The organism is Streptococcus sp. 68, from assembly GCF_013277415.1.
Lineage (GTDB): Bacteria > Bacillota > Bacilli > Lactobacillales > Streptococcaceae > Streptococcus.
Window position 1 is genome coordinate 23,830 of sequence record NZ_VMMX01000006.1, and the last position, 26,590, is coordinate 50,419.

Annotated in this window: 28 protein-coding genes and 1 pseudogene; 22 read left to right on the forward strand and 7 right to left on the reverse strand. The window is 40.2% G+C overall.

Annotated elements, in window-relative coordinates; all coding sequences use genetic code 11:
* Positions 1-2: 2 nt before the first annotated feature.
* From HT720_RS10185 to HT720_RS04145, 9 genes and pseudogenes are all read left to right on the forward strand, one after another.
* Positions 3-1,070 (forward strand): annotated as a pseudogene (locus HT720_RS10185) (hypothetical protein); the annotation flags it as partial.
* A 365-nt stretch (positions 1,071-1,435) separates the two neighbouring features.
* Positions 1,436-2,338 carry a hypothetical protein gene (locus HT720_RS10190; RefSeq protein WP_225904826.1) on the forward strand — a complete coding sequence of 301 codons (903 nt, stop codon included), beginning with the start codon at positions 1,436-1,438 and terminating at the stop codon, positions 2,336-2,338.
* Positions 2,339-2,444: 106 nt separating this feature from the next.
* Positions 2,445-3,137, forward strand: coding sequence for a DUF6088 family protein (locus tag HT720_RS04115; RefSeq protein ID WP_240149579.1), 693 nt, complete (start codon positions 2,445-2,447; stop codon positions 3,135-3,137).
* A gap of 141 nt (positions 3,138-3,278) precedes the next feature.
* Positions 3,279-4,670: a peptidoglycan-N-acetylglucosamine deacetylase PgdA gene (gene pgdA, locus HT720_RS04120; protein ID WP_173274802.1), complete on the forward strand. Its 1,392-nt coding sequence runs from the start codon at positions 3,279-3,281 to the stop codon at positions 4,668-4,670.
* 115 nt (positions 4,671-4,785) lie between these two features.
* The gene (locus HT720_RS04125; protein WP_173213613.1) at positions 4,786-5,628 is read left to right on the forward strand and encodes an aldo/keto reductase; all 843 of its coding nucleotides are present in this window, start codon (positions 4,786-4,788) and stop codon (positions 5,626-5,628) included.
* A gap of 272 nt (positions 5,629-5,900) precedes the next feature.
* A complete protein-coding gene (locus tag HT720_RS04130; RefSeq protein WP_173213615.1) occupies positions 5,901-6,662 on the forward strand; it encodes an elongation factor Tu in 762 nt (253 codons plus the stop codon).
* A 192-nt stretch (positions 6,663-6,854) separates the two neighbouring features.
* Positions 6,855-7,772, forward strand: a complete 918-nt coding sequence (glyQ, locus tag HT720_RS04135; RefSeq protein WP_000038733.1) for a glycine--tRNA ligase subunit alpha — start codon at positions 6,855-6,857, stop codon at positions 7,770-7,772.
* Between the two features lie 211 nt (positions 7,773-7,983).
* Positions 7,984-10,020 carry a glycine--tRNA ligase subunit beta gene (gene glyS, locus HT720_RS04140; RefSeq protein WP_173274803.1) on the forward strand — a complete coding sequence of 679 codons (2,037 nt, stop codon included), beginning with the start codon at positions 7,984-7,986 and terminating at the stop codon, positions 10,018-10,020.
* A 43-nt stretch (positions 10,021-10,063) separates the two neighbouring features.
* Positions 10,064-10,321, forward strand: coding sequence for a DUF896 family protein (locus HT720_RS04145; RefSeq protein WP_173274804.1), 258 nt, complete (start codon positions 10,064-10,066; stop codon positions 10,319-10,321).
* 115 nt (positions 10,322-10,436) lie between these two features.
* On the opposite strand, the gene HT720_RS04150 is transcribed toward HT720_RS04145, so the two are convergent.
* From HT720_RS04150 to HT720_RS04160, 3 genes are read right to left on the reverse strand one after another with little or no spacing between them, the layout of a single operon-like run.
* Complete coding sequence (locus HT720_RS04150; RefSeq protein WP_164226729.1) at positions 10,437-11,675, reverse strand: NAD(P)H-dependent oxidoreductase; 1,239 nt, start codon at positions 11,673-11,675, stop codon at positions 10,437-10,439.
* Between the two features lie 18 nt (positions 11,676-11,693).
* Complete coding sequence (locus HT720_RS04155; RefSeq protein WP_033677008.1) at positions 11,694-12,299, reverse strand: NADPH-dependent FMN reductase; 606 nt, start codon at positions 12,297-12,299, stop codon at positions 11,694-11,696.
* A gap of 59 nt (positions 12,300-12,358) precedes the next feature.
* Positions 12,359-13,282 (reverse strand): FAD:protein FMN transferase, encoded by a 924-nt coding sequence (locus HT720_RS04160; protein ID WP_173274805.1) that lies wholly within the window; start codon positions 13,280-13,282, stop codon positions 12,359-12,361.
* A 295-nt stretch (positions 13,283-13,577) separates the two neighbouring features.
* On the opposite strand from HT720_RS04160, the gene HT720_RS04165 reads away from it, so the two are divergent.
* From HT720_RS04165 to pdxT, 3 genes are all read left to right on the forward strand, one after another.
* Positions 13,578-14,957, forward strand: a complete 1,380-nt coding sequence (locus tag HT720_RS04165) for an FAD-dependent oxidoreductase (protein WP_173274806.1) — start codon at positions 13,578-13,580, stop codon at positions 14,955-14,957.
* 153 nt (positions 14,958-15,110) lie between these two features.
* Positions 15,111-15,986 (forward strand): pyridoxal 5'-phosphate synthase lyase subunit PdxS, encoded by an 876-nt coding sequence (gene pdxS, locus HT720_RS04170; RefSeq protein ID WP_000138526.1) that lies wholly within the window; start codon positions 15,111-15,113, stop codon positions 15,984-15,986.
* On the forward strand, positions 15,987-16,568 hold the full coding sequence (pdxT, locus tag HT720_RS04175) for a pyridoxal 5'-phosphate synthase glutaminase subunit PdxT (RefSeq protein ID WP_173274807.1): 582 nt from the start codon (positions 15,987-15,989) through the stop codon (positions 16,566-16,568).
* 20 nt (positions 16,569-16,588) lie between these two features.
* On the opposite strand, the gene HT720_RS04180 is transcribed toward pdxT, so the two are convergent.
* Complete coding sequence (locus HT720_RS04180; protein ID WP_173261918.1) at positions 16,589-17,236, reverse strand: hemolysin III family protein; 648 nt, start codon at positions 17,234-17,236, stop codon at positions 16,589-16,591.
* Complete coding sequence (locus HT720_RS04185; RefSeq protein WP_173274808.1) at positions 17,233-17,679, reverse strand: DUF1836 domain-containing protein; 447 nt, start codon at positions 17,677-17,679, stop codon at positions 17,233-17,235. The genes HT720_RS04180 and HT720_RS04185 overlap by 4 nt, the downstream gene beginning before the upstream one ends.
* 134 nt (positions 17,680-17,813) lie before the next feature.
* On the opposite strand from HT720_RS04185, the gene HT720_RS04190 reads away from it, so the two are divergent.
* The 7 genes from HT720_RS04190 to trxB all read left to right on the forward strand — a co-directional run bounded on the left by HT720_RS04190 (position 17,814) and on the right by trxB (position 22,168).
* On the forward strand, positions 17,814-18,308 hold the full coding sequence (locus HT720_RS04190; protein ID WP_084889303.1) for a GNAT family N-acetyltransferase: 495 nt from the start codon (positions 17,814-17,816) through the stop codon (positions 18,306-18,308).
* Entirely contained in the window at positions 18,308-18,826 is a 519-nt protein-coding gene (locus HT720_RS04195) for a methylated-DNA--[protein]-cysteine S-methyltransferase (protein ID WP_173274809.1), read from the forward strand. The genes HT720_RS04190 and HT720_RS04195 overlap by 1 nt, the downstream gene beginning before the upstream one ends.
* Positions 18,827-18,831: 5 nt before the next feature.
* Complete coding sequence (locus tag HT720_RS04200) at positions 18,832-19,188, forward strand: arsenate reductase family protein (RefSeq protein ID WP_173274810.1); 357 nt, start codon at positions 18,832-18,834, stop codon at positions 19,186-19,188.
* A gap of 157 nt (positions 19,189-19,345) precedes the next feature.
* Positions 19,346-20,146 (forward strand): amino acid ABC transporter permease, encoded by an 801-nt coding sequence (locus HT720_RS04205; protein WP_001103449.1) that lies wholly within the window; start codon positions 19,346-19,348, stop codon positions 20,144-20,146.
* The gene (locus HT720_RS04210) at positions 20,146-20,889 is read left to right on the forward strand and encodes an amino acid ABC transporter ATP-binding protein (RefSeq protein ID WP_000590965.1); all 744 of its coding nucleotides are present in this window, start codon (positions 20,146-20,148) and stop codon (positions 20,887-20,889) included. The genes HT720_RS04205 and HT720_RS04210 overlap by 1 nt, the downstream gene beginning before the upstream one ends.
* Positions 20,890-20,966: 77 nt before the next feature.
* Positions 20,967-21,191, forward strand: coding sequence for a DUF4059 family protein (locus HT720_RS04215; RefSeq protein WP_000926599.1), 225 nt, complete (start codon positions 20,967-20,969; stop codon positions 21,189-21,191).
* Positions 21,192-21,256: 65 nt separating this feature from the next.
* Positions 21,257-22,168 (forward strand): thioredoxin-disulfide reductase, encoded by a 912-nt coding sequence (trxB, locus tag HT720_RS04220; protein ID WP_173274811.1) that lies wholly within the window; start codon positions 21,257-21,259, stop codon positions 22,166-22,168.
* Positions 22,169-22,206: 38 nt separating this feature from the next.
* On the opposite strand, the gene rlmB is transcribed toward trxB, so the two are convergent.
* Together rlmB and def are read right to left on the reverse strand one after the other, a co-directional pair.
* Complete coding sequence (gene rlmB, locus HT720_RS04225; protein WP_000855758.1) at positions 22,207-22,935, reverse strand: 23S rRNA (guanosine(2251)-2'-O)-methyltransferase RlmB; 729 nt, start codon at positions 22,933-22,935, stop codon at positions 22,207-22,209.
* 44 nt (positions 22,936-22,979) lie between these two features.
* Positions 22,980-23,591 carry a peptide deformylase gene (gene def, locus HT720_RS04230; protein ID WP_112444173.1) on the reverse strand — a complete coding sequence of 204 codons (612 nt, stop codon included), beginning with the start codon at positions 23,589-23,591 and terminating at the stop codon, positions 22,980-22,982.
* A gap of 174 nt (positions 23,592-23,765) precedes the next feature.
* Here def and HT720_RS04235 point away from each other — a divergent pair, with 174 nt between their 5' ends.
* The 3 genes from HT720_RS04235 to HT720_RS04245 are packed head-to-tail and all read left to right on the forward strand — an operon-like array spanning position 23,766 to position 26,571.
* Entirely contained in the window at positions 23,766-25,085 is a 1,320-nt protein-coding gene (locus tag HT720_RS04235; RefSeq protein WP_173274812.1) for a CapA family protein, read from the forward strand.
* Between the two features lie 21 nt (positions 25,086-25,106).
* Positions 25,107-25,934 (forward strand): HAD family hydrolase, encoded by an 828-nt coding sequence (locus HT720_RS04240; protein WP_173235040.1) that lies wholly within the window; start codon positions 25,107-25,109, stop codon positions 25,932-25,934.
* Between the two features lies 1 nt (position 25,935).
* Positions 25,936-26,571 carry an SGNH/GDSL hydrolase family protein gene (locus HT720_RS04245; RefSeq protein WP_173235038.1) on the forward strand — a complete coding sequence of 212 codons (636 nt, stop codon included), beginning with the start codon at positions 25,936-25,938 and terminating at the stop codon, positions 26,569-26,571.
* Positions 26,572-26,590 lie beyond the last annotated feature (19 nt).

Below are 26,590 nucleotides of genomic sequence, written 5' to 3' on the forward strand. Positions count from 1 at the left end.
AGAAAGCTTATGAAGACGCGAAGGCAAAAGCTCAAGAAGCTGTAACCGAAGCTGAAAAAGTGATTGCGAACGCGAACGCAACGGAACAAGACGTAGCGGATGCGAAAGCGAAAGTGGATGAAGCGAAGAAAGAACTTGATAAAGCCAAAGAAGGCTTGGTAGATAAACCAACTTCTGTACCAAGTAATGATGGTAACACTAACAATAGTGCTAACACCAACAACGGTGATAATACCGACAATAGTAGTAACAGCAATACTAGTGGCGACACTAATAACAGTGCTAACACTAACAACGGCGCTACTACCACCCCTGCTGACAGCAATAGCAACAGTGCGACACCAGGTAACAGTGGCAACACTCCAGCCTCTGGTGTGACGACAGACGATAGTAGTAATAGCAATCCTGCTACTCCATCGTCTACTGTTGGACAGGCTCAAGCAAGTACTCCAGTTCAGGAGACTCCAGTTTCTACATCGACTCCAAACAATTCAGGCGATACAACAACTCCTAGCGAGACTCGTCCTGTTGACAAGTCTGAACTTGCTCGATTGGTTGAAGAACTGGAAACTCGTTTGAAAGACTTGGATGGTATTGATCAATCTGTCATCGACGCTGCGAAGGTCATTCTCGGTGAGGGTCAAGAAGCCCTTAGAAATGCTGACTTGACAGAGGCAGGCTTGAAAGAGATGACTGCCAAGGTCAAAGAAACACTCGAATCCTTGAAGGGCAAGCAAGCGACTAAGGATGAAGAAGAAACGAAAGAAACAAGCAAAGAACAAGCTCATCTTCCGTACGGTACGATGATTGGCAGCCTGCTCGCCCTTCTTGGTCTCCTTCTCTTCCTCATCGCGCGTCGTAAGAAAGAGTCAGAACTCAAGAAATTGACCAAGGAATTAACTAAGGTTCTGCAAGATGGCGACCTTACAAGTGTAGATGCGAAAGTCCTTGACCAAGCACGAGAAGCTCTCGCTCAAGCAGTTGCCTTCCTAGCCAATGAGAAAGAGTCTGAGCACACAGAAGATGAGTTGATTGAGAAACTCAAAGCTATTCTTGCTCAGTTAAGATAAGCGACATGTGAAATATCGCAGGCGACCATAGAAGTTACTACATTGCTGGATAATAACGATAGGAAAAGTTAGTAGCAAACCTGTAGTGGGAATATACCAGTTTCTAGCGGGGAAATGGTTCTGGGGACAGGACACCGTCTTTTGGATGGGAATGCTTCCTCCTTAGTATCAGTAGAAGTCTTCGATGGCAGAGTAAGATAAAGAAGAAACACGAGACAAGTAAGATAGTTCATGAAATGGAACTGAGAATTGCTGGTGTGGACTCTTGAAGGAAGTAATGGATAGAAAGAAGTTGAAAAGCGTCTTTCTATCCATCTTTCTTTAGGAGTATATGTAAACGCTTTAAAAAGAGAAAGGGTAATGGAATGGGAAAACATGAAAGCAGAAAAAATAAACCTATTTTATTAGTAGGGAATGGTATCAATAGATTATTTGCGAGCGAGCCAGAAAATGATGATTTCTTTAATGTCGACAAGTTTAGAGGTGAAAAAGAGGCGGAGAAACGTTCATTACATGCTGAGATAAGCGATTCTTTAAGTTTTCCGATGAGGATTTCAGTAAACTATGAGGGGAAAGAAGAAACTGTCGCAGAGGAACTAACTGATTTTTTGAAGGATAAGATGACAATTTCAAAAAGAAAGAAAGAGTTTCTTGAGGACTTATTAACGTTAGAAGTAGAGAATATTTTGACGACGAATTACAGCTTTGAATTTGAAAAAACAATCTGTACTAATCCATCTATTGGAAAAATCTTAAATCTATATGGATATGGGAAGGAGGGTGAAATCAGTAAAAAGGAAAAGGAGCTAGGAATTTATCAGTATATAAAATTAGGTGATCGAAAAAAACTATGGCATATACATGGAATAGCAACGAGAAAAAAGTCTATTATACTAGGACAATACTATTATGGCTATTTGCTTTCGCAGGTGATAGGATATACGTCTGAATTATTAAGGAGATGGAATTCTCAAAATGATTTTTATCATCATTCATGGATTGATTGTTTTGTAAGCAATGATGTTCATATCCTTGGTTTTGCTTTAGATTTAGCTGAAATCGATTTGTGGTGGCTACTCGCATACAAGAAGAAACATTTTGAATTTACAAAGGTGTATTTTTACTCTAAAGGTGGAGATTTAGATGATAATGTGAGAATACTCTTGTGTACATATGGCGTTATTATAAAAGAAATAAATACGGCTGACTATCATGATTTTTATAATCAAGTTATTACTGAAATAAGAAATGGGATAAAAAATGGATAGAGATTCTACATAAGAAGAGGTATGCTATCTCTTTGATAAAAATGACTCTCATTTGACTTTTTGCACCAAAAATAGCATCATATTCGGTGCAAAGGAGGCGTGATAGATGAACTATAAGCAGGAAATAGTAAAGAGGATAGAAAATTTTGAATCAAATCAAGTTTTTATAGCAAATGATTTCTTTGATATTGCAGGATATGAAACTGTTCGTAGTACATTAAATCGTCTTGTAAAAGACAAAGAGATTACTCGCATTTTGAAAGGTATTTATTATAAACCAAAATATATAGAATTGATTGGAGAGTATGCAATGGCGTCTGTGGATGAAGTTGCTGATGCTATTGCTAGAAAATATAATTGGACCATTGCTCCATCGGGAAACACAGCCCTGAATTTACTTGGTTTATCTACGCAGGTACCAGCAAAATGGACCTATATATCAGATGGAAGATATGCTAGTTTTAATGTTGGTAAGGCAAGGATAGAATTTAAGCAGAGAAATAATGGAGATATTTCAAATATGTCAACCTTAACTGCAATAGTGATACAATCTGTCAAGGCAATGGGGAAAGAGAACATTACTTCTCAGCAGATTGACTACTTACGGAAAAAATTATCTGAAGAAGAAAAGTCAACATTACTAGCTGAAGGTAAAACTACAAGTGTCTGGGTATATAGTATTATCAAGAAAATATCAGAGGTGCAGGGATGTTTGAGGATAAATCGATTGGGAAAAATAAATCAATTTCTCAGAATGTTTTTAGAAGTCACGGTGTCTATTCTAGCTTCAATCCACTAGAAATTCCATAGATAGAAAACTAGATGGTTCCTACAGATAGGGCTGATCGAGTTGATGTGAGATGCTTTGGCTTGCTGGAGGAATTCTGGATTGCCAAACTGTATCATTGAAATTATTGCTCAAATTTGTTATGATATAAATATGAATAAAAGTAGACTGGGACGTGGCAGACACGGGAAAAAGAGACATGTATTATTGGCTTTGATTGGTATTTTAGCAATTTCTATTTGCTTATTAGGCGGATTTATTGCTTTTAAAATGTACCAGCAAAAAAGTTTTGAACAAAAGATTGAAACGCTCAAAAAAGAGAAAGATGATCAACTGAGTGAGGGAAATCAGAAGGAGCATTTTCGTAAGGGGCAAACCGAAGTGATTGCCTATTATCCTCTCCAAGGGGAGCAAGTTATTTCATCTGTTAAGGAACTGATAAATAAAGATATTAAGGACAAGCTGGAAAGTAAGGAAAATCTTGTTTTCTACTATACGGAGCAAGAAGAGTCAGGTTTAAAGGGAGTCGTCAATCGTAATGTAACCAAACAAATCTATGATTTAGTTGCTTTTAAGGTTGAAGAGACTGAAAAGACCAGTCTTGGAAAGGTTCACTTAACAGAAGATGGGAAACCTTTTACACTTGACCAACTGTTTTCAGATGCTAGTAAGGCTAAGGAACAGCTGATAAAAGAAATGACCTCTTTCTTACAGGATAAGAAATTAGAGCAAGAAAAGATTGATCAGATTGTTAAAGGTTTCTCTGACCAAGATTTATCTGCATGGAATTTTGATTATAAGGATAGCCAAATCATCCTTTATCCAAGTCCTGCGGTTGAAAATTTAGAAGAGATAGCCTTGCCAGTATCTGCTTTCTTTGATTTTATCCAATCCTCATACTTACTTGAAAAAGATGCAGCATTGTACCAGTCTTATTTTGATAAGAAACATCAAAAAGTTGTCGCTCTAACCTTTGATGATGGTCCAAATCCAGCAACGACTCCGCAGGCGTTAGAGACTCTAGCTAAATATGGTGTTAAAGCCACTTTCTTTGTGCTTGGGAAAAACGTTTCTGGAAATGAGGACTTGGTGAAAAGAATAAAAGCTGAAGGTCATGTTGTTGGAAACCATAGTTGGAGTCATCCGATTCTCTCGCAACTCCCTCTTGATGAAGCTAAAAAACAAATTACAGATACCGAAGAGATTTTGACAAAAGTTTTGGGAACGAGTTCTAAACTCATGCGTCCGCCTTATGGAGCCATTACAGACGACATTCGCAATAGCCTCGATTTGAGCTTTATTATGTGGGATGTGGATAGTCTGGATTGGAAGAGTAAAAATGAAGCGGCTATTTTGACGGAAATTCAGCATCAAGTAGCTAATGGCTCTATCGTTCTGATGCATGATATTCACAGTCCGACAGTCAATGCCTTGCCGAAGGTCATTGAATATTTGAAAAATCAAGGGTACACCTTTGTGACCATACCAGAAATGCTCAATACTCGCCTAAAAGCTCATGAGCTGTATTATAGTCGTGATGAATAAGCAACAAAAATGGGTCTGTCAGATATTTGATAGACTTATTTTTTACAGAAGATAGTACTAATTAGCAAAAAATGGTTTATACTATAATTGATAAATAAAATAGAAGGAGAAGTATATGAATACTTATCAATTAAATAATGGGGTAGAAATTCCAGTTCTGGGATTTGGAACCTGGAAAGCTGAAAATGGAGAGATTGCCTACCAAGCAGTTTTAGAGGCTTTAAAGGCAGGCTATCGTCATATCGATACGGCAGCGATTTATAAAAATGAAGAAAGCGTTGGTCGTGCTATTCAAGATAGTGGCATTCCGAGGGAGGAAATTTTTGTAACCAGTAAACTCTGGAATACAAATCACAACTATGAGCAAGCTCGTCAAGCTTTTGAAGAGTCTTTAGAAAAGCTGGGCTTGGATTATTTGGATTTGTATTTGATTCATTGGCCAAATCCAAAACCTTTAAGAGAAAATGAGGCATGGAAAACTCGCAATGCTGAGGTCTGGAGAGCGATGGAGGATCTTTACCTAGAAGGTAAAATCCGTGCTATCGGAGTTAGTAATTTCCTTCCCCATCATTTGGATGCCTTGCTTGAAACAGCAAATATCGTTCCAGCGGTCAATCAAGTTCGTTTGGCGCCAGGTGTGTATCAAGAGGAAGTGGTAGATTATTGTCGAGAAAAAGGAATTTTATTGGAAGCTTGGGGGCCTTTTGGTCAGGGAGAACTGTTTGATAGCAAGCAAGTGCAAGAAATTGCGGTAAATTACGGAAAGTCTGTTGCTCAGATAGCCTTGACCTGGAGCTTGGCAGAAGGATTTCTACCACTTCCAAAATCTGTCACAGCCTCTCGTATTCAGGCTAATCTTGATTGCTTTGGAATTGAACTGAATCATGAGGAGCGAGAAATCTTGAAAACGATAGCTGTTCAGTCGGGTGCTCCACGAGTTGATGATATGGATTTCTAGAAAATCATAAAAAGAATTGTACATTGTTCTAATTTTTGATATAATAGTCTGCAGGAAAGAAAGTCTTATGGCGTTCTTCAAGCGAGCTTGGGATAGTGGGAGCCAAGTAGGGCAAAATAAAGAACTGGCGCTTTCTGTCTTATCTTTACAAACAATGAAGTAATAAATTAGGGTGGAACCGCGTTTTTGACGCCCCTAGGTTAAATCAACCTAGGATTGTCGGATGCGGTTCTTTTGTTTATTCAGTCTATTGTGTGAAAGAAAGGAGAGCCGTGGATAACCTTTATCTTGTAAAAGATGATAGCCAACTAGTTGCATTTCGTGATTTTGTATTAAGAAATACTGAGAAGCTGGAGGCTTATCAATCTTTTTTAAAGAATGAACTGGCAGTCTATGATTTCCCCCAAGCCGTCATTTGGTCAGATTTTAATGCTGCTACACAGATTATTAGGGAAAGTCCTGTTCCTGCCTATACAAATAATAGACGAATGGTTATGACGCCTGATTTAGCTGTTTGGAAAGAGCTGTATTTGTATCAGTTGATGGACTACGAATGTTCTCGGCAAACTCAAGCAATAGAAAGTCACTATCATTCTTTATCTGAAAATTTCCTCTTACAGATTGTAGGACATGAGTTAGCTCATTGGTCGGAGCATTTTTTAGATGATTTTGATGGTTACGACTTTTATATCTGGTTCGAAGAGGGGATGGTTGAATATATTAGTCGCAAGTATTTCTTGACAGAAGAAGAATTTCAAGCGGAAAAAAATTGTAATCAATCTCTCGTAGAACTTTATCAGAAGAAGTATGGTTGGCATTCATTGAATGATTTTGGTTCCTCAACTTATGATAAGAACTATGCAAGTATTTTTTACGAATACTGGCGTAGTTTTTTGACAGTGGATAAGTTGGTAGAAAATCTAGGTAGTGTAGAAGCAGTCTTCGATTCTTATCATCTATGGGCAAATACAGATAAAACTCTTCCCTTGTTAAATTGGTTTGTTCAGCAGAAATTAATTGAAAAAGAAATATAAAAATTAAAGGAGTAAACAATGTCTAAGAAATTAACATTTCCACTGCGTCAGTGGCAGAGACCTCCTTACAGTCGGACTGCCCCACGCTCAGCACTAGAGTGCTGAGCTAGACGCAGTACTAACTCGTCTTGCCTCGTATAATCGACGAGGCAGACTCGTGTCGCAAGTAATTTAGAGAAAAAGGAGAAAACAATGTCTAAAAAATTGACTTTTCAGGAAATCATCCTCACTTTGCAACAATTTTGGAATGACCAAGGTTGTATGCTTATGCAGGCTTATGACAACGAAAAAGGTGCGGGAACAATGAGTCCTTACACTTTCCTTCGTGCTATCGGACCTGAGCCATGGAATGCAGCGTATGTAGAGCCATCACGTCGTCCTGCTGACGGTCGTTACGGAGAAAATCCTAACCGTCTTTACCAACACCACCAATTCCAGGTGGTCATGAAGCCATCTCCATCAAACATCCAAGAACTTTACCTTGAGTCTTTGGAAAAATTGGGAATCAATCCTTTGGAACACGATATTCGTTTCGTTGAGGACAACTGGGAAAACCCATCAACTGGTTCAGCTGGTCTTGGTTGGGAAGTTTGGCTTGATGGGATGGAAATTACTCAGTTCACTTATTTCCAACAAGTCGGTGGATTGGCAACTGGCCCTGTGACTGCGGAAGTTACCTATGGTTTGGAGCGCTTGGCTTCTTATATTCAGGAAGTGGATTCTGTCTATGATATCGAATGGGCTGATGGTGTAAAATACGGAGAAATTTTCATCCAGCCTGAGTACGAGCATTCAAAATATTCATTTGAAATTTCGGATCAAGAAATGTTGCTTGAAAACTTTGATAAGTTTGAAAAAGAAGCTGGTCGCGCCTTGGAAGAAGGATTGGTGCACCCTGCCTATGACTATGTTCTCAAATGTTCACACACCTTTAACCTGCTTGATGCGCGTGGTGCCGTATCTGTAACAGAGCGCGCAGGTTATATCGCACGTATCCGTAACCTAGCCCGTGTCGTAGCTAAAACCTTTGTCGCAGAACGAAAACGCCTAGGCTACCCACTTTTAGATGAAGCAACAAGAGCTAAACTCCTAGCAGAAGACGCAGAATAAAGAGAGTGACAAATTACGAAAATGGGCGAACAGAGTGAGCCCTGAGCCAGTTGCCGCAGTGATGAAGGTATCCTTAGTGAAACTAAGGATACTAGGCAAAATTGGAGACTTTTGGCTCCAATTTTAGCAATGAAACAACGAAGTTGGTTGCTTGCGTGCCAATCACATAAGGCAGACTGGAAAATAAAAAGATACTTTTCGGAGAAAAAACATGACAAAAAACTTATTAGTAGAACTCGGTCTTGAAGAATTACCAGCCTATGTTGTTACACCAAGTGAAAAACAACTAGGTGAAAAAATGGCAGCCTTCCTCAAGGAAAACCGCCTGTCTTTTGAAGCTATTCAGACCTTCTCAACACCACGTCGTTTGGCTGTTCGTGTAACTGGTTTAGCAGACAAACAGTCTGATTTGACAGAAGATTTTAAGGGGCCAGCAAAGAAAATTGCCTTGGATAGTGATGGCAACTTCACCAAAGCAGCTCAAGGATTTGTCCGTGGAAAAGGCTTGACTGTTGAAGATATCGAATTCCGTGAAATTAAGGGTGAAGAATATGTCTATGTTACCAAGGAAGAAATTGGTCAAGCAGTTGAAGCCATTGTTCCTGGTGTTGTAGATGTTTTGAAGTCATTGACTTTCCCTGTCAGCATGCATTGGGCTGGAAATAGCTTTGAATACATTCGTCCTGTTCACACTTTAACCGTTCTTTTAGATGAAGAAGAGTTTGATTTGGATTTCCTTGATATCAAGGGAGGTCGTGTGAGCCGTGGTCATCGTTTCTTGGGGAAAGAAACCAAAATTCAGTCAGCATTGAGCTATGAAGAAGACCTTCGTAAGCAGTATGTAATCGCAGATCCACGTGAACGCGAGCAAATGATTGTTGACCAAATTAAGGCAATCGAAGCTGAACACAGTGTACGTATCGAAATTGATGCTGATTTGCTTAATGAAGTCTTGAACTTGGTTGAATACCCAACTGCCTTTATGGGAAGTTTTGATGCCAAATACCTTGAAGTTCCGGAAGAAGTCTTGGTGACTTCGATGAAGGAACACCAACGTTACTTTGTTGTTCGTGATCAAGATGGAAAACTATTGCCAAACTTCATTTCTGTTCGTAATGGAAATGCAGAGCATTTGGAAAATGTTATCAAAGGAAATGAAAAAGTCTTGGTAGCCCGTTTGGAAGACGGAGAATTCTTCTGGCGTGAAGACCAAAAATTAGTTATTTCTGACCTTGTTGAAAAATTAAACAATGTGACCTTCCATGAGAAAATTGGTTCCCTTCGTGAACACATGATTCGTACTGGTCAAATTGCTATTCTCTTGGCAGAAAAAGCAGGCTTGTCAGCGGATGAAACGATTGACCTAGCCCGTGCAGCAGCCATTTACAAGTTTGACTTGTTGACAGGTATGGTTGGCGAATTTGACGAGCTTCAAGGAATTATGGGTGAAAAATATGCCCTTCTTGCTGGGGAAACTCCAGCGGTAGCAGCTGCTATTCGTGAACACTACATGCCTACATCAGCCGAAGGAGAACTTCCAGAGAGCAAGGTCGGCGCAGTGCTTGCCATTGCAGATAAATTGGATACGATTTTGAGTTTCTTCTCAGTAGGCTTGATTCCATCAGGTTCTAATGACCCGTATGCCCTTCGTCGTGCGACCCAAGGTGTGGTTCGTATCTTGGATGCTTTTGGTTGGCACATTGCTATGGACGAGCTGATTGATAGCCTTTATGCTCTAACATTTGACAGCTTGACTTATGAAAATAAGGCAGAGGTTATGGACTTTATCAAGGCTCGTGTTGATAAGATGATGGGATCTACTCCAAAAGACATCAAGGAAGCCGTTCTTGCAGGTTCAAACTTTGTTGTGGCGGATATGTTGGAAGCAGCAAGTGCTCTCGTAGAAGCAAGCAAGGAAGAAGACTTTAAACCATCTGTTGAATCACTTTCTCGTGCCTTTAACTTGGCTGAGAAGGCAGAAGTAGTAGCTACAGTTGATTCAGCTCTCTTTGAAAATGAAGAAGAGAAAGCCTTGGCAGAAGAAGTAGAATCACTCGTTTTGTCAGGGACTGCAAGTCAACAATTGAAACAACTCTTTGCTCTTAGCCCTGTCATCGATGCCTTCTTTGAGAATACTATGGTTATGGCTGAAGATCAGACTGTTCGACAAAATCGTTTGGCAATCTTGTCGCAATTAACCAAGAAAGCAGCTAAACTTGCACGTTTTAACCAAATCAATACTAAATAAAATTTGATAAACAGACTTTATCTTATCACAAAGGAGAATATAAATGGATCAGAAAAAAATTGATCGTATCAACGAGCTTGCTAAAAAGAAAAAAACAGAAGGCTTGACCCCAGAAGAAAAAGTAGAACAAGCCAAACTACGTGAGGAGTACATCGAAGGTTACCGTCGCACTGTTCGTCACCACATCGAAGGGATCAAAATTGTGGACGAAGAAGGAAACGATGTTACACCAGAGAAACTACGTCAAGTCCAACGTGAAAAAGGGTTACATGGCCGTAGTCTCGATGATCCAAATTCATAATAAGTATTCTTTCTTTTAACAAGGATAGGTGAAATAATAATCAAAAGACTAGCAGACACAAACTGCTAGTCTTTTTTAACTAAAAAAGGAACCAAAATGGTTCCTAAAACTATCATTAGTAACTTGCACCAGCTGTAGCGTCTGCGCCACCACCGTGACCTCCAGCATCACTTGAATCAGAAGCTCCAGATGTAGCATCTGCTCCGCCATGTCCTCCAGCAGGAGCTGCAGCATTTCCACCAACTAGACGTTGACCAGTTGTTTCCAAGTACCAATCGAGCCATGGTTGGAAATTGAAGATGATTTCATTGATTCCAGCATATGAACCATCTGGATAGTACATTGCCTTGTAGTTATGTGTATTGATAACACCTTCAGGTGTTCCCGGCACAATTGTACGGACATATTCTTGATCTCCGTTACGTAGTACACCGACAACCCATTCAACGTTTTTCATTCTTTCAGGTGGTAGGGAAGCATGTACTGTTCCTAGTCGGCTACCTGCTTGAACGCGCACACGTTTACCATACATTGTATTTGGATCTTGATGGGCGTTATTATAGTACAAGAATTGGTTATTATCATCCGCATATGTCAACTCAAATGGCATTGCTTTCAAGAACATATCAATTTGGTTAACTGTCAAGATACCGTGGTCTAATTTAACGTAAGTATCTCCTGAAACAGCTCCAACAAGCTCAGCTGCTTTTTCTACCCATTCAGGATCATCAGGGTCAACACCTTGAATTGTAGTTGCGATTGGTTTTGTACAATATAAATCTTCTGGTGCGATTGGTTTTGGTTTTTTCAATTTTGAAACGACTCCCACATATTTTACAAAGTTGTCTAAACATGTTTCAAGGAAATTAACAGTTCCTTCATTTGTTATATTCCCATCAACATCAAAAGCTTCTTTGGCTTTACCAAGAAGGAATTCATTTCCTGGAAGAGTGTAGGCATTGACACCTGGAGCGTCAAGAATCTTACGAAGGTGAACTTGGGCACGAGAAGTACCTTGGTCGTAGTAAGAAGCTCCCACAATCATAACTGGTTTGTTTTCAAATGGATGAACTTCGTATGAAAGCCATTCAAGAACCGATTTTAGAGAAGCTGAGATTGTGTGGTTGTGCTCAGGAGTAGCAATAATGACACCATCAGCACGAGTAATTTTGTTATATAAATAACGTAATTGGAAACTTTCATCCCATTTTTCGTCTTGGTTAAACATTGGAACTTCATCAATTTCGAGAACTTCTAATTCAAATTTGAGTTTGAAGTGACGACGGATGAATTCCAAGAGTTTACGGTTATATGATTGATCGTAGTTTGATCCTACAAGTCCAACAAATTTCATTCTTTTTGGTCTCCTATCTTACAAATTTTCCCAGTCAAAGTCTTCAGCATCTTTGCGAAGTAGGGCTTGTGCGTTGCGCAATTTTTCTGTGATTTTTACAAAGATACGGAAGTCGTCAAAAGTGGCATCCAGTTTTTTAATAACATCAAGATCTACTAGATCTCCACTTGGATTAAAGGCTTGAAGAGAATGTGAAAGCAAGAATTCATCAGGAAGGACACTTGCTTTGATTTCTGGTGCGTTTAAGATTTGGCGAAGTTGCATTTGAGCACGTGATGAACCGAGTGTACCGTAAGAAGCACCTGTAATCATGATTGGTTTATTCAAGAGTGGGTAAATACCATAAGACAACCAAGCAAGAGCGCTCATCAAAACAGCTGGAATAGAGTGGTCGTACTCAGGAGTACCGATAATAACGCCATCTGCTTCTTCAATTTTAGCAGCAATTTCCAATATTTCAGCAGGTACTTGCTTGTCAGCTGGCTTGTTGAAGACAGGAATGTCTTTAATTTCAACAAGTTCAATTTCAGCTTTGTCAGCAAAGTGTTTTTGCATGTATTGAAGCAATTGACGGTTTGTAGAACGTTTTGAATTTGTTCCAACAATAGCAATAAGTTTTAACATGAGATTTCCTTTCTCTTTTTACATAATACAATTTTAAAACTCCATTGAAACAGTTGTCTCTATAGAGTAGGAATTCCTGAAGAACAGCTTAGGTGGCCTTCTTTATCGATGAGGATGGCTTCGATGCCCTCCAAACTTTCGACTTGCCAGAGGATAGAAGCAGGTCTTTCTCCAAAGAGTCGAGTTGTCCAGATTTCGCCATCAACTGATTTATCAGAGATGATTGTGAGACTAGCGAGTTCCGTTTCAACAGGATATCCTGTTTGGCTGTCAAAAATATGATGGTAATCTTTTCCATCGACGGTCAGGTGACGTTCATAAATGCCTGAAGTCACGACAGATTGATTGACAACAGGGATGGTCATTAAGTGATTTCCCCTCGGATTGGCTGGATCTTGAATCCCGATTTGCCAAGGCTGATTTCCTCTTGCCTGATTTTTTCCAATAGTCAGGATATTCCCTCCCAGATTGATTAAGGCAGATGTCACTCCCTCTTCTCTCAGAAATTGGGCAACCTTATCCGCACTGTATCCTTTGGCTAAACAACCAAGATCGATCTTCATTCCTTTCTGTTTTAAAAACACAGTAGAAGTAGAAGAATCTAACTCGATAAAATGAGGATTGATTAGAGGCAGAACCGATTCAATTTCTTGAGGTTGGGCGACTTTGGCATCTGAAAAACCGATGCGCCAGGTTTGAATTAGGGGACCAATGCTGATATTGAGATAGCTAGAGGGTGCTAGGCTATGCTCTAACCCAAGTGAAATCAATTTAAACAGGTCTGGATGAACTTTGACTGGAGCTATTCCAGCTTGATGATTGATTTCCATCAACTCCGATTTCTGACTATTGGCATTGAAGCGGTATTCTAGCTCTCTGAGTAAATCAAAGGATTTTTGGAGCAAGCCATCGGCTCGCTCATCTACTAATGAAATAGTGATAGTAGTCCCCATTAGCCGTTCGGAATGTGAACTTAGAGGCAAGCTACCAACTCCTTTCTCTTATAGAAAATAAGTTGTAATATCAAGTAATTATCTAAATTGAAGCCCTTACATTTTATTTTCATGTTATTAGAATACCATAAAGTTAGACTTTTCACAAATAAAATTTGGAAAAAGTCAAGAAATATGCTCATAAAATTCATGAGGCTTGAAAACAGGATAAATGGAGAATTATTTTTGATAAAAAATCCTGAAATAATAGTAAACCACTTGTAAACGCTAACAGTAAATGTTATACTAGTAGAGTAAATTTAAAATTGAAGGTAGGAAATTTTTTATGAGTAAAATCGTTGTAGTTGGTGCTAACCACGCTGGTACAGCATGTATTAATACTATGTTGGATAATTTTGGAAGTGAGAACGAAATTGTTGTATTTGACCAAAACTCTAACATCTCTTTCCTAGGATGTGGAATGGCTCTTTGGATTGGTGAACAAATTGACGGTGCTGAAGGCTTGTTCTATTCTGATAAAGAAAAATTGGAAGCTAAAGGTGCTAAAGTATACATGAAATCACCAGTTCTTTCAATCGATTATGATAACAAAGTAGTTACAGCAGAAGTTGAAGGAAAAGAGCACAAAGAATCATACGAAAAATTGATTTTCGCTACAGGTTCTACACCAATCTTGCCACCAATCGAAGGTGTTGAAATTGTTAAAGGAAACCGCGAATTCAAAGCGACTCTTGAAAATGTTCAATTTGTTAAGTTGTACCAAAACGCAGAAGAAGTTATCAATAAACTTGCTGACAAGAGCAAACACCTTGACCGTATCGCCGTTGTTGGTGGTGGTTACATCGGTGTTGAACTTGCTGAAGCCTTTGAACGTCTTGGAAAAGAAGTTGTCCTTGTTGACATCGTTGATACTGTCTTGAACGGTTACTATGACAAAGACTTCACACAAATGATGGCGAAGAACTTGGAAGACCACAATATCCGCTTGGCACTTGGTCAAACTGTTAAAGCAATCGAAGGTGACGGTAAAGTTGAACGCTTGATTACTGACAAAGAAAGCTTTGATGTGGATATGGTTGTTCTTGCGGTTGGTTTCCGTCCAAACACAGCACTTGCTGATGGTAAGATTGAACTCTTCCGCAACGGTGCCTTCCTTGTAGACAAGAAACAAGAAACATCTATCCCAGGTGTATTTGCCGTTGGTGACTGTGCAACTGTTTATGACAATGCTCGTAAAGATACTAGCTATATTGCTCTTGCTTCAAACGCTGTACGTACTGGTATTGTTGGTGCCTACAATGCTTGTGGCCATGAATTGGAAGGTATCGGTGTTCAAGGTTCAAACGGTATCTCTATCTACGGTCTTCACATGGTTTCAACTGGTTTGACTCTTGAAAAAGCGAAAGCTGCTGGTTACAATGCGACTGAAACAGGCTTTAACGATCTTCAAAAACCAGAATTCATGAAACATGACAACCATGAAGTAGCAATCAAGATTGTCTTTGACAAAGATAGCCGTGAAATTCTTGGTGCCCAGATGGTTTCACACGATTCTGCAATCAGCATGGGAATCCACATGTTCTCACTTGCTATCCAAGAGCATGTGACAATTGATAAATTGGCATTGACAGATCTATTCTTCTTGCCACACTTCAACAAACCATACAACTACATCACAATGGCTGCCCTTACAGCTGAAAAATAAAAATGAATGAGCTATCTGGCCTTAAGTTAAGGTCAGATAGTTTTTTTAGTCAATGTGTACCCATACAATTATCCATTTTTTATCTTGTGATTCCTTCTGTTCTGACTTAAAATGAAAAGGTAGCTACCAATACAAATGATGAGGATAAAACAAATGACTGAAAATCGTTATGAATTAAATAAAAACTTGGCACAGATGCTCAAAGGTGGGGTTATCATGGATGTTCAGAATCCTGAACAGGCTCGTATTGCAGAGGCTGCTGGCGCGGCAGCCGTTATGGCCTTAGAGCGGATTCCGGCTGATATTCGTGCGGCTGGTGGAGTTTCCCGCATGAGTGATCCAAAGATGATTAAGGAAATCCAAGAAGCGGTTAGTATTCCAGTAATGGCTAAGGTCAGAATCGGGCATTTTGTGGAAGCTCAGATTTTAGAGGCTATTGAAATTGACTATATCGACGAGAGTGAAGTTCTATCTCCAGCTGACGACCGTTTCCATGTGGACAAGAAAGAATTCCAAGTTCCTTTTGTCTGTGGGGCTAAGGATTTGGGAGAAGCCTTGCGTCGTATCGCTGAAGGTGCTTCTATGATTCGTACCAAAGGAGAACCGGGTACAGGGGATATCGTCCAAGCTGTTCGTCATATGCGTATGATGAATCAGGAAATTCGCCGCATTCAAAACCTACGTGAGGACGAGCTTTATGTTGCTGCCAAGGAATTGCAAGTCCCTGTAGAATTGGTTCAATATGTCCATGAACATGGGAAATTGCCAGTTGTAAACTTCGCAGCTGGAGGCGTTGCAACGCCAGCAGATGCTGCACTGATGATGCAATTAGGGGCAGAGGGTGTCTTTGTCGGTTCAGGTATTTTTAAGTCAGGAGATCCTGTTAAACGAGCAAGTGCCATTGTCAAAGCGGTGACTAACTTCCGTAATCCTCAAATCCTAGCTCAAATCTCTGAAGATTTAGGAGAAGCCATGGTTGGTATTAATGAAAATGAAATCCAAATTCTCATGGCTGAGCGAGGAAAATAGATGAAAATCGGAATATTGGCCTTGCAAGGGGCCTTTGCAGAACATGCAAAAGTGCTAGATCAATTAGGTGTCGAGAGTGTAGAACTCAGAAATTTAGAAGATTTTCAGAAATCTCGGAGTGATTTGTCGGGTTTGATTTTGCCTGGTGGGGAATCTACAACCATGGGCAAGCTCTTACGTGAGCAGGACATGCTGATTCCCATTCGAGAAGCAATTCTATCTGGCTTACCGGTGTTTGGGACCTGTGCGGGTTTAATTTTGCTGGCTAAGGAAATTACTTCTCAGGAAGAGAGTCATCTAGGAACTATGGATATGGTAGTCGAGCGCAATGCCTATGGGCGCCAACTAGGAAGTTTCTACACGGAAGCAGAATGTAAGGGAGTCGGTCAGATTCCAATGACCTTTATCCGTGGTCCAATTATCAGCAGTGTTGGAGAAGATGTAGAAATTCTAGCAACAGTTGATAATCAAATCGTTGCAGCCCAAGAAAAAAATATGTTGGTAACTTCTTTTCATCCAGAATTGACTGATGATGTGCGCTTGCACCAGTACTTTATCAATATGTGTAAAGAAAAAAGTTGAGATTGAATTTCTCAACTTTTTTACATGTAATAAACAATGGCAATGTATTGGAGTGCGGATGCAGCTAGGATAAAGAGATGCCAAATCATGTGGAAATAAGGTTTTTTCTTGGCGTAAAATCCAGCCCCAACTGTATAACAAAGTCCTCCAGTTACCATGAGACTCCAGAAAATTGGCGTTGTTTGACTGATAATGGCAGGAATGATAGCTAGAACCAACCAGCCCATAATCAGGTAAAGAGCAAGGCTAAATTTCTCATTGACTTTTTTAGCAAAGATTTTATAGAGAATACCAAAGATGGTCGTTCCCCACTGGATGGCAATAATCAGATAGCCAAACCAGTTATTCATCAAGGTCAATACGACCGGCGTGTATGAGCCTGCAATAGCAACATAAATCATAGAATGGTCGATGATTCGCAAGACATATTTGTGGGTCGAACCATAGGCCATAGAGTGGTAAATGGTGGATGAGAGGAACATGAGAAAGAGACTAATAACGAAAATAGAGACACCGATAGAGGATAAAAATCCGTGTATCTCATAACTATAGGTGGATGAAATAGGCAGTAAGATGAGCATGATGACTGCACCCACAGCATGGGTCACACTATTAGCAATTTCTTCTCCAAAACTGAGTTGTTTGCTGAGTTTAAGACTAGTGTTCATTGGATTACCTCCTCTTCAGTATGATGGATTAAGTCTAGGGTTTGATGATAGAGTTTAACGGTTTGGCAGCTGGTTTGGATAATGGGGTTAGCTGGATCCATTCCTTGGTTCATGTAGTCCACAAAAGCATCGTAGAGTTGGTCTGAACTTGCTTGAGTTTGTAGAGTATTCAGTGTCTGGGCGATTTCTTGAATAGAAAAGACAGATTTGAGGGTTGTGATAGCAATCAAACGGGCAATCTGTTGGCGTTGGTATTTTTTCTTATCAGGTTTTGTCAGGTAACCATGTTTGACATAATTATTGACCATAGATGCTGTTAGGCCTTTGTCTTTATCAGGAGAGATAGGGGCGCAGACCTGATTGACATAGAGTAAAACCTGGTCCAGATAGAGGTCAATATTTGGGATTTCTGCCCATTTGGGGTAGGAAAAGGTAGTTTTCATTTTCAACTCCTTTTTATCTAGTTTTAATAACTAGATTATAAAATAATAAAAACATAAAGTCAAGTTTTAACTGCTTGTAGAAAGACTTAAATTATGCTATGATGGGAGAAACTAGTCAGAAATGAGGAGAAAAGATGGAGATTCGTTTAGCTTTTCCAAATGAAGTAGATGCCATCATGCAGGTGATGGAGGATGCTAAAAAATGTTTAGCGTATGCTGGTAGTGACCAGTGGCAAAATGGTTATCCAAATGCTGATATTATTATTGAAGATATTATCTCAGGTCAAGCCTACGTAGCCTTGGAAGAGGGAGAACTACTAGCTTATGCAGCTGTGACCAAGAGTCCAGAGGCAGCCTATGAAGCCATTTATGAAGGCAACTGGCAAGCTGGGGAGTCAGAGTACCTAGTCTTTCACCGTATTGCTGTGGCAGCAGATGTCCAGGGACAGGGGGTTGCTCAGACTTTCCTAGAAGGCTTAATTGAAGGATTTGATTACCTAGATTTTCGCTTAGATACGCATGTTGCAAACAAGGTCATGCAGCATATCTTTGAAAAACTCGGTTTTAAACAGGTTGGTAAGGTTCCAGTTGATGGCGAACGCTTGGCCTATCAAAAATTGAAGAAATAATGCAAAAGAAGTACGTAAAAATACTCTACTTTTCGCCAATTGGTATTCTATCACTAGTAGCTGATGACCATTATCTGTATGGCATTTGGGTGCAGGACCAGAAGTATTTTGAGAGGGGACTAGGAGATGAAACGATAGAAGAAGTTGTTAGTCATCCCATTTTAGACCCAGTTATTGCTTGCTTAGATGCTTACTTTAAAGGCAAGTATCAGGATTTATCCAACTTGCCCTTGGCTCCAATCGGAACGGATTTTGAAAAGCGGGTCTGGGTCTACTTACAGGGAATTCCTTATGGTCAGACAGTGACCTATGGACAAATAGCCCAAGACCTACAAGTGGCTTCTGCTCAAGCAATTGGTGGAGCAGTGGGGCGAAATCCTTGGTCTATCCTAGTACCCTGTCATCGTGTGCTGGGAGCAGGCAAGCGTCTGACAGGTTATGCTGCAGGAGTGGAAAAGAAAGCTTGGCTCTTGGAGCATGAAGGTGCAGATTTTAAAGATAGAAACAATAGAAAGTGAAATATATGTTAGAATTTATCGAATATCCAAAATGTTCAACTTGTAAAAAAGCAAAACAAGAATTAAACCAACTCGGTGTGGACTACAAAGCTGTTCACATCGTGGAAGAAACACCCAGCCAAGAAGTCGTTTTGAACTGGCTAAAAACCTCAGGATTTGAATTGAAACAATTTTTCAACACCAGTGGAATTAAATACCGTGAATTAGGGCTAAAAGATAAGGTAGGAAGTTTATCAAATCAAGAAGCAGCTCAGTTGCTAGCAAGCGACGGTATGTTATTAAAACGACCGATTTTAGTAGAAAATGGAACTGTTAAGCAAATCGGCTATCGAAAAGCTTATGAAGAATTGGGACTGAAATAGTTTTTACTTATCTCTTTGATAGATAAAATATATAACCTCCCTGTTTCAAAGTATGATAAACTAGTAGGTAGACAAAGTCTGTATCTGACCGTAGCAAATAATTTCATTGACGGCAGAAGTATGGTAGAATGAATCATTATCAGGAGAGGATATTTTTATGAATGTTACAACAATTTTAGCATCAGATTGGTACCAAAACTTGATGCAATTGATTCCGGATGGCAAGCTTTTTAGCCTGCGTTCGGTCTTTGATGGGATTCCAAGAATTGTTCAACAACTTCCAACAACGATTATGTTGACCATTGGTGGTGCTCTTTTTGGCTTGGTTTTGGCGCTTCTTTTTGCCATTGTGAAAATCAATCGTGTCAAGATTTTATATCCCTTGCAGGCCTTCTTTGTTAGTTTCTTAAAAGGGACACCGATTTTAGTGCAGCTCATGTTGACCTACTACGGAATTCCTTTGGCTTTGAAAGCCCTCAATCAGCAATGGGGAACTGGTCTCAATATCAATGCTATTCCAGCTGCAGCTTTTGCGATTGTTGCCTTTGCTTTTAATGAGGCTGCTTATGCGAGTGAAACCATTCGTGCAGCCATTCTCTCAGTCAATCCTGGTGAGATTGAGGCGGCACGCAGTCTGGGGATGACCCGAGCGCAAGTTTATCGTCGCGTGATTATTCCAAATGCAGCAGTTGTGGCAACTCCAACCTTGATTAACTCCCTCATCGGCTTGACCAAGGGAACTTCCCTAGCCTTTAGTGCGGGTGTTGTGGAAGTCTTTGCTCAAGCTCAGATTCTAGGTGGAGCTGATTATCGTTACTTTGAGAGATTCATCTCTGTAGCCCTTGTTTATTGGGTAGTCAATATTGGAATTGAAAGCCTCGGTCGTTTCATCGAGAGAAAAATGGCTATTTCTGCACCCGATACAGTGCAAACAGATGTGAAAGGAGATCTTCGTTAATGATTAAGATTTCGAATTTAAGCAAATCCTTTTCAGGACAGACTGTCTTGGATCATCTGGACTTGGATATTCAAAAAGGGGAAGTTGTAGCCTTGATTGGTTCCTCAGGAGCTGGAAAATCAACCTTCCTTCGCAGTCTCAATTATCTTGAAACACCTGACAGTGGCTCGATTCAGATTGATGATTTCTCAGTTGATTTTTCTAAGATCACTCAAGAAGAAATCCTTGCCCTACGTCGCAAGTTATCTATGGTATTTCAACAGTTTAATTTATTTGAACGCCGCACGGCACTTGATAATGTGAAAGAAGGTTTGGTTGTTGTTAAGAAATTATCTGACCAAGAAGCAACCAAGATTGCCAAGGAAGAGTTGGCTAAGGTTGGGCTTTCTGACCGTGAAAACCATTATCCTCGCCATTTATCAGGTGGACAGAAGCAACGGGTTGCCCTAGCGCGTGCGCTTGCTATGAAACCAGATGTATTGCTCTTAGACGAACCAACTTCAGCCCTTGACCCAGAATTGGTCGGAGAAGTAGAAAAGTCTATTGCAGATGCTGCTAAGTCAGGTCAGACCATGATTTTAGTTAGTCACGATATGTCCTTTGTAGCCCAAGTGGCTGATAAGATTCTCTTCTTAGATAAGGGGAAAATTATCGAGTCTGGAACACCGGATGAGATTATCCACCATCCTAAAGAAGAGCGGACAAAAGAATTCTTCGCTAGTTACAAACGGACTTATATTTGATATAATAGATAAAGAAAAACTCAGTTAGCTGGACTAGCTGAGTTTACTCTTTAAAAAAGATAGAAATGAGAGAAATCATGCTACTGCAACTATTTTCTTTATATTTCGAGAGTTTGATCTTGACCACCATCCTCGTCCTGATTTTTTTAGGGATTTGGATTGGACTGAGAGCCATGTCGGGAGTTGATAAGACAGCTAAGGCTCGCCAAGCCCATCTCTATGATATGATTATGATTGGGGTCTTGGTTGTTCCAGTATTATCCTTTGCGGTTATGAGTTTAATTCTTGTTTTCAAGGCATAATCCTTGCTTGATTGACAAGAAAGAGTTAGAATAAAGATAGTTACAACAAGAAAGAAGGAATCTATATGTACGATACTATTATTATAGGTGCTGGACCTGCAGGTATGACTGCAGCCTTGTATGCTGCTCGAAGCAATCTGAAAGTAGCCTTGATTGAAGGTGGTCTGCCAGGTGGTCAGATGAATAATACATCTGATATTGAAAATTATCCAGGATATGCTAATATTAGTGGGCCTGAATTGGCTGAAAAGATGTTTGAACCACTTGAAAATCTTGGTGTTGAGCACATTTATGGTTATGTTGGAAATGTCGAAGACCATGGTGATTTTAAGAAAGTGATTACTGATGACCAAACATATGAAACACGTACAGTTATCGTAGCGACTGGTTCTAAACACCGTCCTTTGGGAGTACCTGGAGAAGAAGAACTGAACAGTCGTGGTGTTTCTTACTGTGCCGTGTGTGATGGTGCTTTCTTCCGTGACCAAGATTTGTTGGTAGTCGGTGGTGGAGATTCAGCTGTTGAAGAAGCCCTCTTCTTGACTCGTTTTGCAAAGACTGTTACCATTGTTCACCGTCGTGATCAACTTCGCGCCCAAAAAGTTTTACAAGACCGCGCCTTTGCGAATGAGAAAATCAGCTTTATCTGGGATTCTGTAGTGAAGGAAATCAAAGGTGAAAACCGAGTAGAATCTGTCGTATTTGAAAATGTGAAAACAGGTCAAGTGACAGAGAAAGCCTTCGGTGGTGTCTTTATCTATGTTGGCTTGGACCCTCTTAGCGATTTTGTTAAAGGATTGAATATCCAAGATCAGGCAGGATGGATTGTGACAGATAACCACATGAAAACTGCAGTTGACGGTATCTTTGCAGTTGGAGATGTTCGTTTGAAAGACCTTCGCCAAGTAACAACAGCAGTTGGAGATGGGGCTATTGCTGGTCAAGAAGCCTATAAATTTATCACAGAACATAGTTAATCATAAAAAAGTTTCCAATCGTATGACTGGAAACTTTTTTATAGTCTATTTCGGAAAACTTCGTACATGAGAATGGCTGCAGCAACACTGGCATTGAGACTTTGAACATGTCCATTCATAGGAATGGTAATCATTTCATCGACCTGTTTTTTGATGTTGCTAGAAATGCCTTTTCCTTCATTTCCGATGATGAGGGCGATTTTTCCTTTTGTATTCCACTTGTGGCAAGGAGTACCGTTCATATCCGTTCCAAAGGTCCAGAAGCCTTCATCCTTGAGTTTGTCTAGAGTTTGGCTTAGGTTGGTCACTCGGGCAATGGGAACGTGTTCAATAGCACCTGTGGCCGTTTTGGCAACGACAGGAGTAACTCCGACAGCACGGTGCTTGGGAATGATGACACCTGAAACATTGGTTGCATCGGCCGTTCTCAGGATGGAGCCTAGGTTGTGAGGGTCAGTTAAGCCATCCAGAATCAATAGAAGTGGATTTTCTTCTTGGCGTGTTTTTGCTAGGATGTGTTCTAATTCGCTATAGGCAAATTCAGATACTCGTAGAACAAAACCTTGGTGGACAGCACCTTCAGTCATCTCAGAGAGAGATTTTTTTGAAGTCCAAGAAATGGACACCTTCTTTTCTGTAGCCAGTTCTTTGACTTTCTCAACATTCTTACCTCGGAGATCTTCTTGGAGGTAAAGTTTGTTTCCTGTGTTTGCAAGGAGGGCTTCGGTAACGGCGTGGACGCCATAGACAATATCATTTGTTTTCATGCCTCTATTATAACACAAAACCCCGTCTTGCAACGGGATTTTCTTTATTCCAAAATCAGTAAACCATCTTTAACTTCAAATGGGTCTTTTTCATTGATACGGTCGTAAAACATGATTCCGTTGATGTGGTCAATTTCATGCTGAACAACGATGGAGTTGTAGCCTTTGAGTTTGATACGGTGTTTTTCTCCATCCTTGTCAAAGTAGTCAACAGTAACGCGGGCATGGCGAATAACATAGCCAGGCACGTTGCGGTCAACAGATAGGCAACCTTCTCCTTCACCAAGAGCAGCGTCTTGAACAGAGTGAGAGACGATTTTTGGATTGTACATAATGGCTTGCAAATCGTAGGCTTCCTCTGGAGTTTCACCTTCTTCAACAATATTAGGCACCAAAACAGCGATAATGCGTTTTGAGATATCTAACTGGGGAGCAGCCAGTCCAACCCCCCCGCGTAACCCCATCTTTTCAGCCATGACAGGATCTTGGGAATGTTTGAGGAATTGCATCATCTTTTCGCCAAGGATGATTTCCTGGTCAGACAAGGGAAAAGTGACTTCCTCAGCAACCGCGCGTAGAGTAGGATTCCCTTCGCGGATAATATCGTTCATATCAATTAAGTGAGCAGCTTTTGTAATACGTTCTATAGCAGACATTTTCTCTCCTTTCATTACCTCTACATGATAACACAAAATGACAAGGATTGAAAGTATTATAGCCTTTAGGATTTATAGAAAATAGATAGGATGTTCAATTCAATTGTGAAAGAAATACTTATCTGTGATATAATAAAAAGAAAAGGCTTGCATAAGAAAGTAGGGAGAATGAAGATGCAAAGAAGACAAGATAGAAATCAGGGTGGTTTAGCTTTTCGTTTTATGAAGGGCTTGGTAAACTTTTTTAGGAGTTATCGCAAGTGGAGCAATAAAGGATTTGTGGCGGTACTCTTGCTAGCAGTTGCTTTATCAATGGGCTTGGTCTTGTTGTTTGAAAGTTTCCAAGGCATGCCTCTGACCAGTCAAAAACGAGATACTATTTCTCAAGAGGGGACTAAGCAAAAGTCTCAGGAGCAGGAAGAGGAAAAAACTGCCAGAATTATGGCCAACGGAGATTTGCTCTACCACGATGGACTTTTCTTTTCAGCTAAAAAAGAAGACGGTACCTATGACTTTCATGAGAATTTTGAGTATGTGACGCCTTGGCTCAAGCAAGCAGATTTAGCTATTGGTGATTTTGAAGGAACCATCAATAAGGATCATTATTTAGCGGGTTATCCTCTCTTTAATGCTCCTGCTGAAGTTATGGATGCCATTAAGGATGCAGGTTATCATGTGCTGGATTTAGCTCATAATCATATTTTGGATTCGCAAATTGAGGGAGTTATTTCAACGGCCGATATTATTGAGAAAGCTGGAATCACTCCAATCGGAGTTTATACGCATGAACCACGTGATCAGGCTCCGCTGGTCATTAAGGAAGTGAATGGTATCAAGGTTGCTCTTTTGGCCTATTCCTATGGTTTCAATGGAATTGAGCAGTATATTTCTCAGGAAGACTATAATCGTTATCTTTCAGATTTAAACGAAGATAAGATGAAGGATGAAATTGAACGGGCAGAGAAGGAAGCAGATATCACCATTATCATGCCTCAGATGGGTGTTGAGTATCGATTGGAACCAACTGAGGAACAAAAAGCTCTTTATCACAAGATGATTGATTGGGGAGCGGATATCATCTTTGGAGGGCATCCTCACGTTGTTGAACCATCTGAAACGGTTGAAAAAGATGGGGATAAGAAACTCATTATTTATTCAATGGGGAACTTCATTTCCAATCAACGGATTGAATCTATGGGAGATGAAGAAAATGCTAAGTGGACTGAACGGGGTGTTCTTATGGACGTGACCATTAAGAAGAAGGATAGAAAAACAACTATCGGAACAGCTAAAGCTCATCCTACTTGGGTCAATCGAACACCAAAGGGAACCTTTTCACCAGAAGGCTATCCTTTATATCATTACCAAACCTATATCTTAGAAGATTTTATCGAGGGTGGCAGTCATCGTGATCAATTAGATGAAGCGACTAAGGAACGAATTGATACAGCCTATAAAGAAATGAACGAACATGTGGGATTGAAGTGGGATTAGTTTGAATCCAGAGGAAAGTAAATGACGATTAAAGTAATTGCGACAGATATGGATGGAACCTTGCTGGATGCTAGAGGCCAGCTGGATCTCCCACGATTGGAAAAGATTTTAGATCAGTTGGATAAAAGGGGCATTCGTTTTGTTATCGCGACGGGCAATGAAATTCACCGCATGAGGCAACTACTGAGGTACTTGGTGAATCGAGTGGTTCTGGTTGTTGCTAACGGTGCTCGTATTTTTGAAAACAATGAACTGATTCAGGCTCAGACATGGGATGACGCCATTGTCGATAAGGCTTTGGCTCATTTCAAGGGTCGAGCGTGTCAGGACCAGTTTGTGGTAACGGGGATGAAGGGTGGTTTTGTCAAAGAAGGTACTATTTTTACAGACCTTGAAAGTTTTATGACTCCAGAAATGATTGAAAAATTCTACCAACGGATGCAATTTGTGGATGAGTTAATATCTGACCTCTTTGGTGGTGTTCTCAAGATGAGTATGGTTGTTGGTGAGGAACGTTTGAGTTCGGTTTTGGAAGAAATCAATGACCTCTTTGATGGCCGTGTTCGTGCTGTATCGAGTGGCTATGGTTGCATTGATATCCTTCAAGCTGGGATTCATAAAGCATGGGGCTTGGAAGAATTACTCAAGCGTTGGGACTTGAACCCCCAACAAATTATGGCTTTTGGTGACAGTGAAAATGATGTTGAAATGCTTGAAATGGCTGGAATTGCCTATGCGATGGAAAATGCTGATGATAAGGCCAAAGCTGTGGCGACTGCTCTAGCACCAGCCAACAGCCAAGGAGGAGTTTACCAAGTCTTGGAAAACTGGTTAGAAAAAGGAGAATGAAGTGGCAGTACAGTTATTAGAAAATTGGCTCCTAAAGGAACAAGGTAAAATTCAAACCAAGTATCGTCACCTAAATCAAGTTTCTGTTATAGAGCCAGATGTTCTTTTTATTGGGGATTCCATTGTTGAATATTATCCTCTGCAGGAACTATTCGGGACTTCGAAGACAATTGTCAATCGAGGAATTCGTGGCTATCAGACAGGACTGTTATTAGAGAATCTAGATGCGCATCTGTACGGTGGGGCAGTAGATAAAATTGTCCTTTTGATTGGGACAAATGATGTCGGAAAAGATGTGCCTGTGAATGAGACTCTCAATAATCTCGAAGCTATCATACAGTCTATTGCTTGCGATTATCCATTAACTGAGATTAAATTGCTTTCTATTTTGCCAGTCAATGAGGGAGAGGAGTACAAGCAGACAGTCTATATCCGCACGAATGAAAAAATTCAGAATTGGAATCAAGCCTATCAAGAACTTGCCTCTGCCTATATGCAGGTGGACTTTGTGCCAGTTTTTGATAGTTTGACAGACCAAGCAGGCCAACTCAAAAAAGACTATACAACTGATGGGCTGCACCTCAGTGTTGCCGGTTATCAGGTTTTGACCAAAGCTTTGAAAGACTATCTTTACTAAATAGCTAAATAATGTTAAA

What these genes read in the sequence shown, in the direction of transcription:
- HT720_RS10190 (WP_225904826.1), top strand. Translation starts at nt 1,436, where the DNA reads ATGGGAAAACATGAAAGCAGAAAAAATAAACCTATTTTATTAGTAGGG.
- HT720_RS04115 (WP_240149579.1), top strand. Translation starts at nt 2,445, where the DNA reads ATGAACTATAAGCAGGAAATAGTAAAGAGGATAGAAAATTTTGAATCA.
- pgdA (WP_173274802.1), top strand. Translation starts at nt 3,279, where the DNA reads ATGAATAAAAGTAGACTGGGACGTGGCAGACACGGGAAAAAGAGACAT.
- HT720_RS04125 (WP_173213613.1), top strand. Translation starts at nt 4,786, where the DNA reads ATGAATACTTATCAATTAAATAATGGGGTAGAAATTCCAGTTCTGGGA.
- glyQ (WP_000038733.1), top strand. Translation starts at nt 6,855, where the DNA reads ATGTCTAAAAAATTGACTTTTCAGGAAATCATCCTCACTTTGCAACAA.
- glyS (WP_173274803.1), top strand. Translation starts at nt 7,984, where the DNA reads ATGACAAAAAACTTATTAGTAGAACTCGGTCTTGAAGAATTACCAGCC.
- HT720_RS04145 (WP_173274804.1), top strand. Translation starts at nt 10,064, where the DNA reads ATGGATCAGAAAAAAATTGATCGTATCAACGAGCTTGCTAAAAAGAAA.
- HT720_RS04150 (WP_164226729.1), bottom strand. Translation starts at nt 11,675, where the DNA reads ATGAAATTTGTTGGACTTGTAGGATCAAACTACGATCAATCATATAAC.
- HT720_RS04155 (WP_033677008.1), bottom strand. Translation starts at nt 12,299, where the DNA reads ATGTTAAAACTTATTGCTATTGTTGGAACAAATTCAAAACGTTCTACA.
- HT720_RS04165 (WP_173274806.1), top strand. Translation starts at nt 13,578, where the DNA reads ATGAGTAAAATCGTTGTAGTTGGTGCTAACCACGCTGGTACAGCATGT.
- pdxS (WP_000138526.1), top strand. Translation starts at nt 15,111, where the DNA reads ATGACTGAAAATCGTTATGAATTAAATAAAAACTTGGCACAGATGCTC.
- pdxT (WP_173274807.1), top strand. Translation starts at nt 15,987, where the DNA reads ATGAAAATCGGAATATTGGCCTTGCAAGGGGCCTTTGCAGAACATGCA.
- HT720_RS04180 (WP_173261918.1), bottom strand. Translation starts at nt 17,236, where the DNA reads ATGAACACTAGTCTTAAACTCAGCAAACAACTCAGTTTTGGAGAAGAA.
- HT720_RS04185 (WP_173274808.1), bottom strand. Translation starts at nt 17,679, where the DNA reads ATGAAAACTACCTTTTCCTACCCCAAATGGGCAGAAATCCCAAATATT.
- HT720_RS04190 (WP_084889303.1), top strand. Translation starts at nt 17,814, where the DNA reads ATGGAGATTCGTTTAGCTTTTCCAAATGAAGTAGATGCCATCATGCAG.
- HT720_RS04195 (WP_173274809.1), top strand. Translation starts at nt 18,308, where the DNA reads ATGCAAAAGAAGTACGTAAAAATACTCTACTTTTCGCCAATTGGTATT.
- HT720_RS04200 (WP_173274810.1), top strand. Translation starts at nt 18,832, where the DNA reads ATGTTAGAATTTATCGAATATCCAAAATGTTCAACTTGTAAAAAAGCA.
- HT720_RS04205 (WP_001103449.1), top strand. Translation starts at nt 19,346, where the DNA reads ATGAATGTTACAACAATTTTAGCATCAGATTGGTACCAAAACTTGATG.
- HT720_RS04210 (WP_000590965.1), top strand. Translation starts at nt 20,146, where the DNA reads ATGATTAAGATTTCGAATTTAAGCAAATCCTTTTCAGGACAGACTGTC.
- HT720_RS04215 (WP_000926599.1), top strand. Translation starts at nt 20,967, where the DNA reads ATGCTACTGCAACTATTTTCTTTATATTTCGAGAGTTTGATCTTGACC.
- trxB (WP_173274811.1), top strand. Translation starts at nt 21,257, where the DNA reads ATGTACGATACTATTATTATAGGTGCTGGACCTGCAGGTATGACTGCA.
- rlmB (WP_000855758.1), bottom strand. Translation starts at nt 22,935, where the DNA reads ATGAAAACAAATGATATTGTCTATGGCGTCCACGCCGTTACCGAAGCC.
- def (WP_112444173.1), bottom strand. Translation starts at nt 23,591, where the DNA reads ATGTCTGCTATAGAACGTATTACAAAAGCTGCTCACTTAATTGATATG.
- HT720_RS04235 (WP_173274812.1), top strand. Translation starts at nt 23,766, where the DNA reads ATGCAAAGAAGACAAGATAGAAATCAGGGTGGTTTAGCTTTTCGTTTT.
- HT720_RS04240 (WP_173235040.1), top strand. Translation starts at nt 25,107, where the DNA reads ATGACGATTAAAGTAATTGCGACAGATATGGATGGAACCTTGCTGGAT.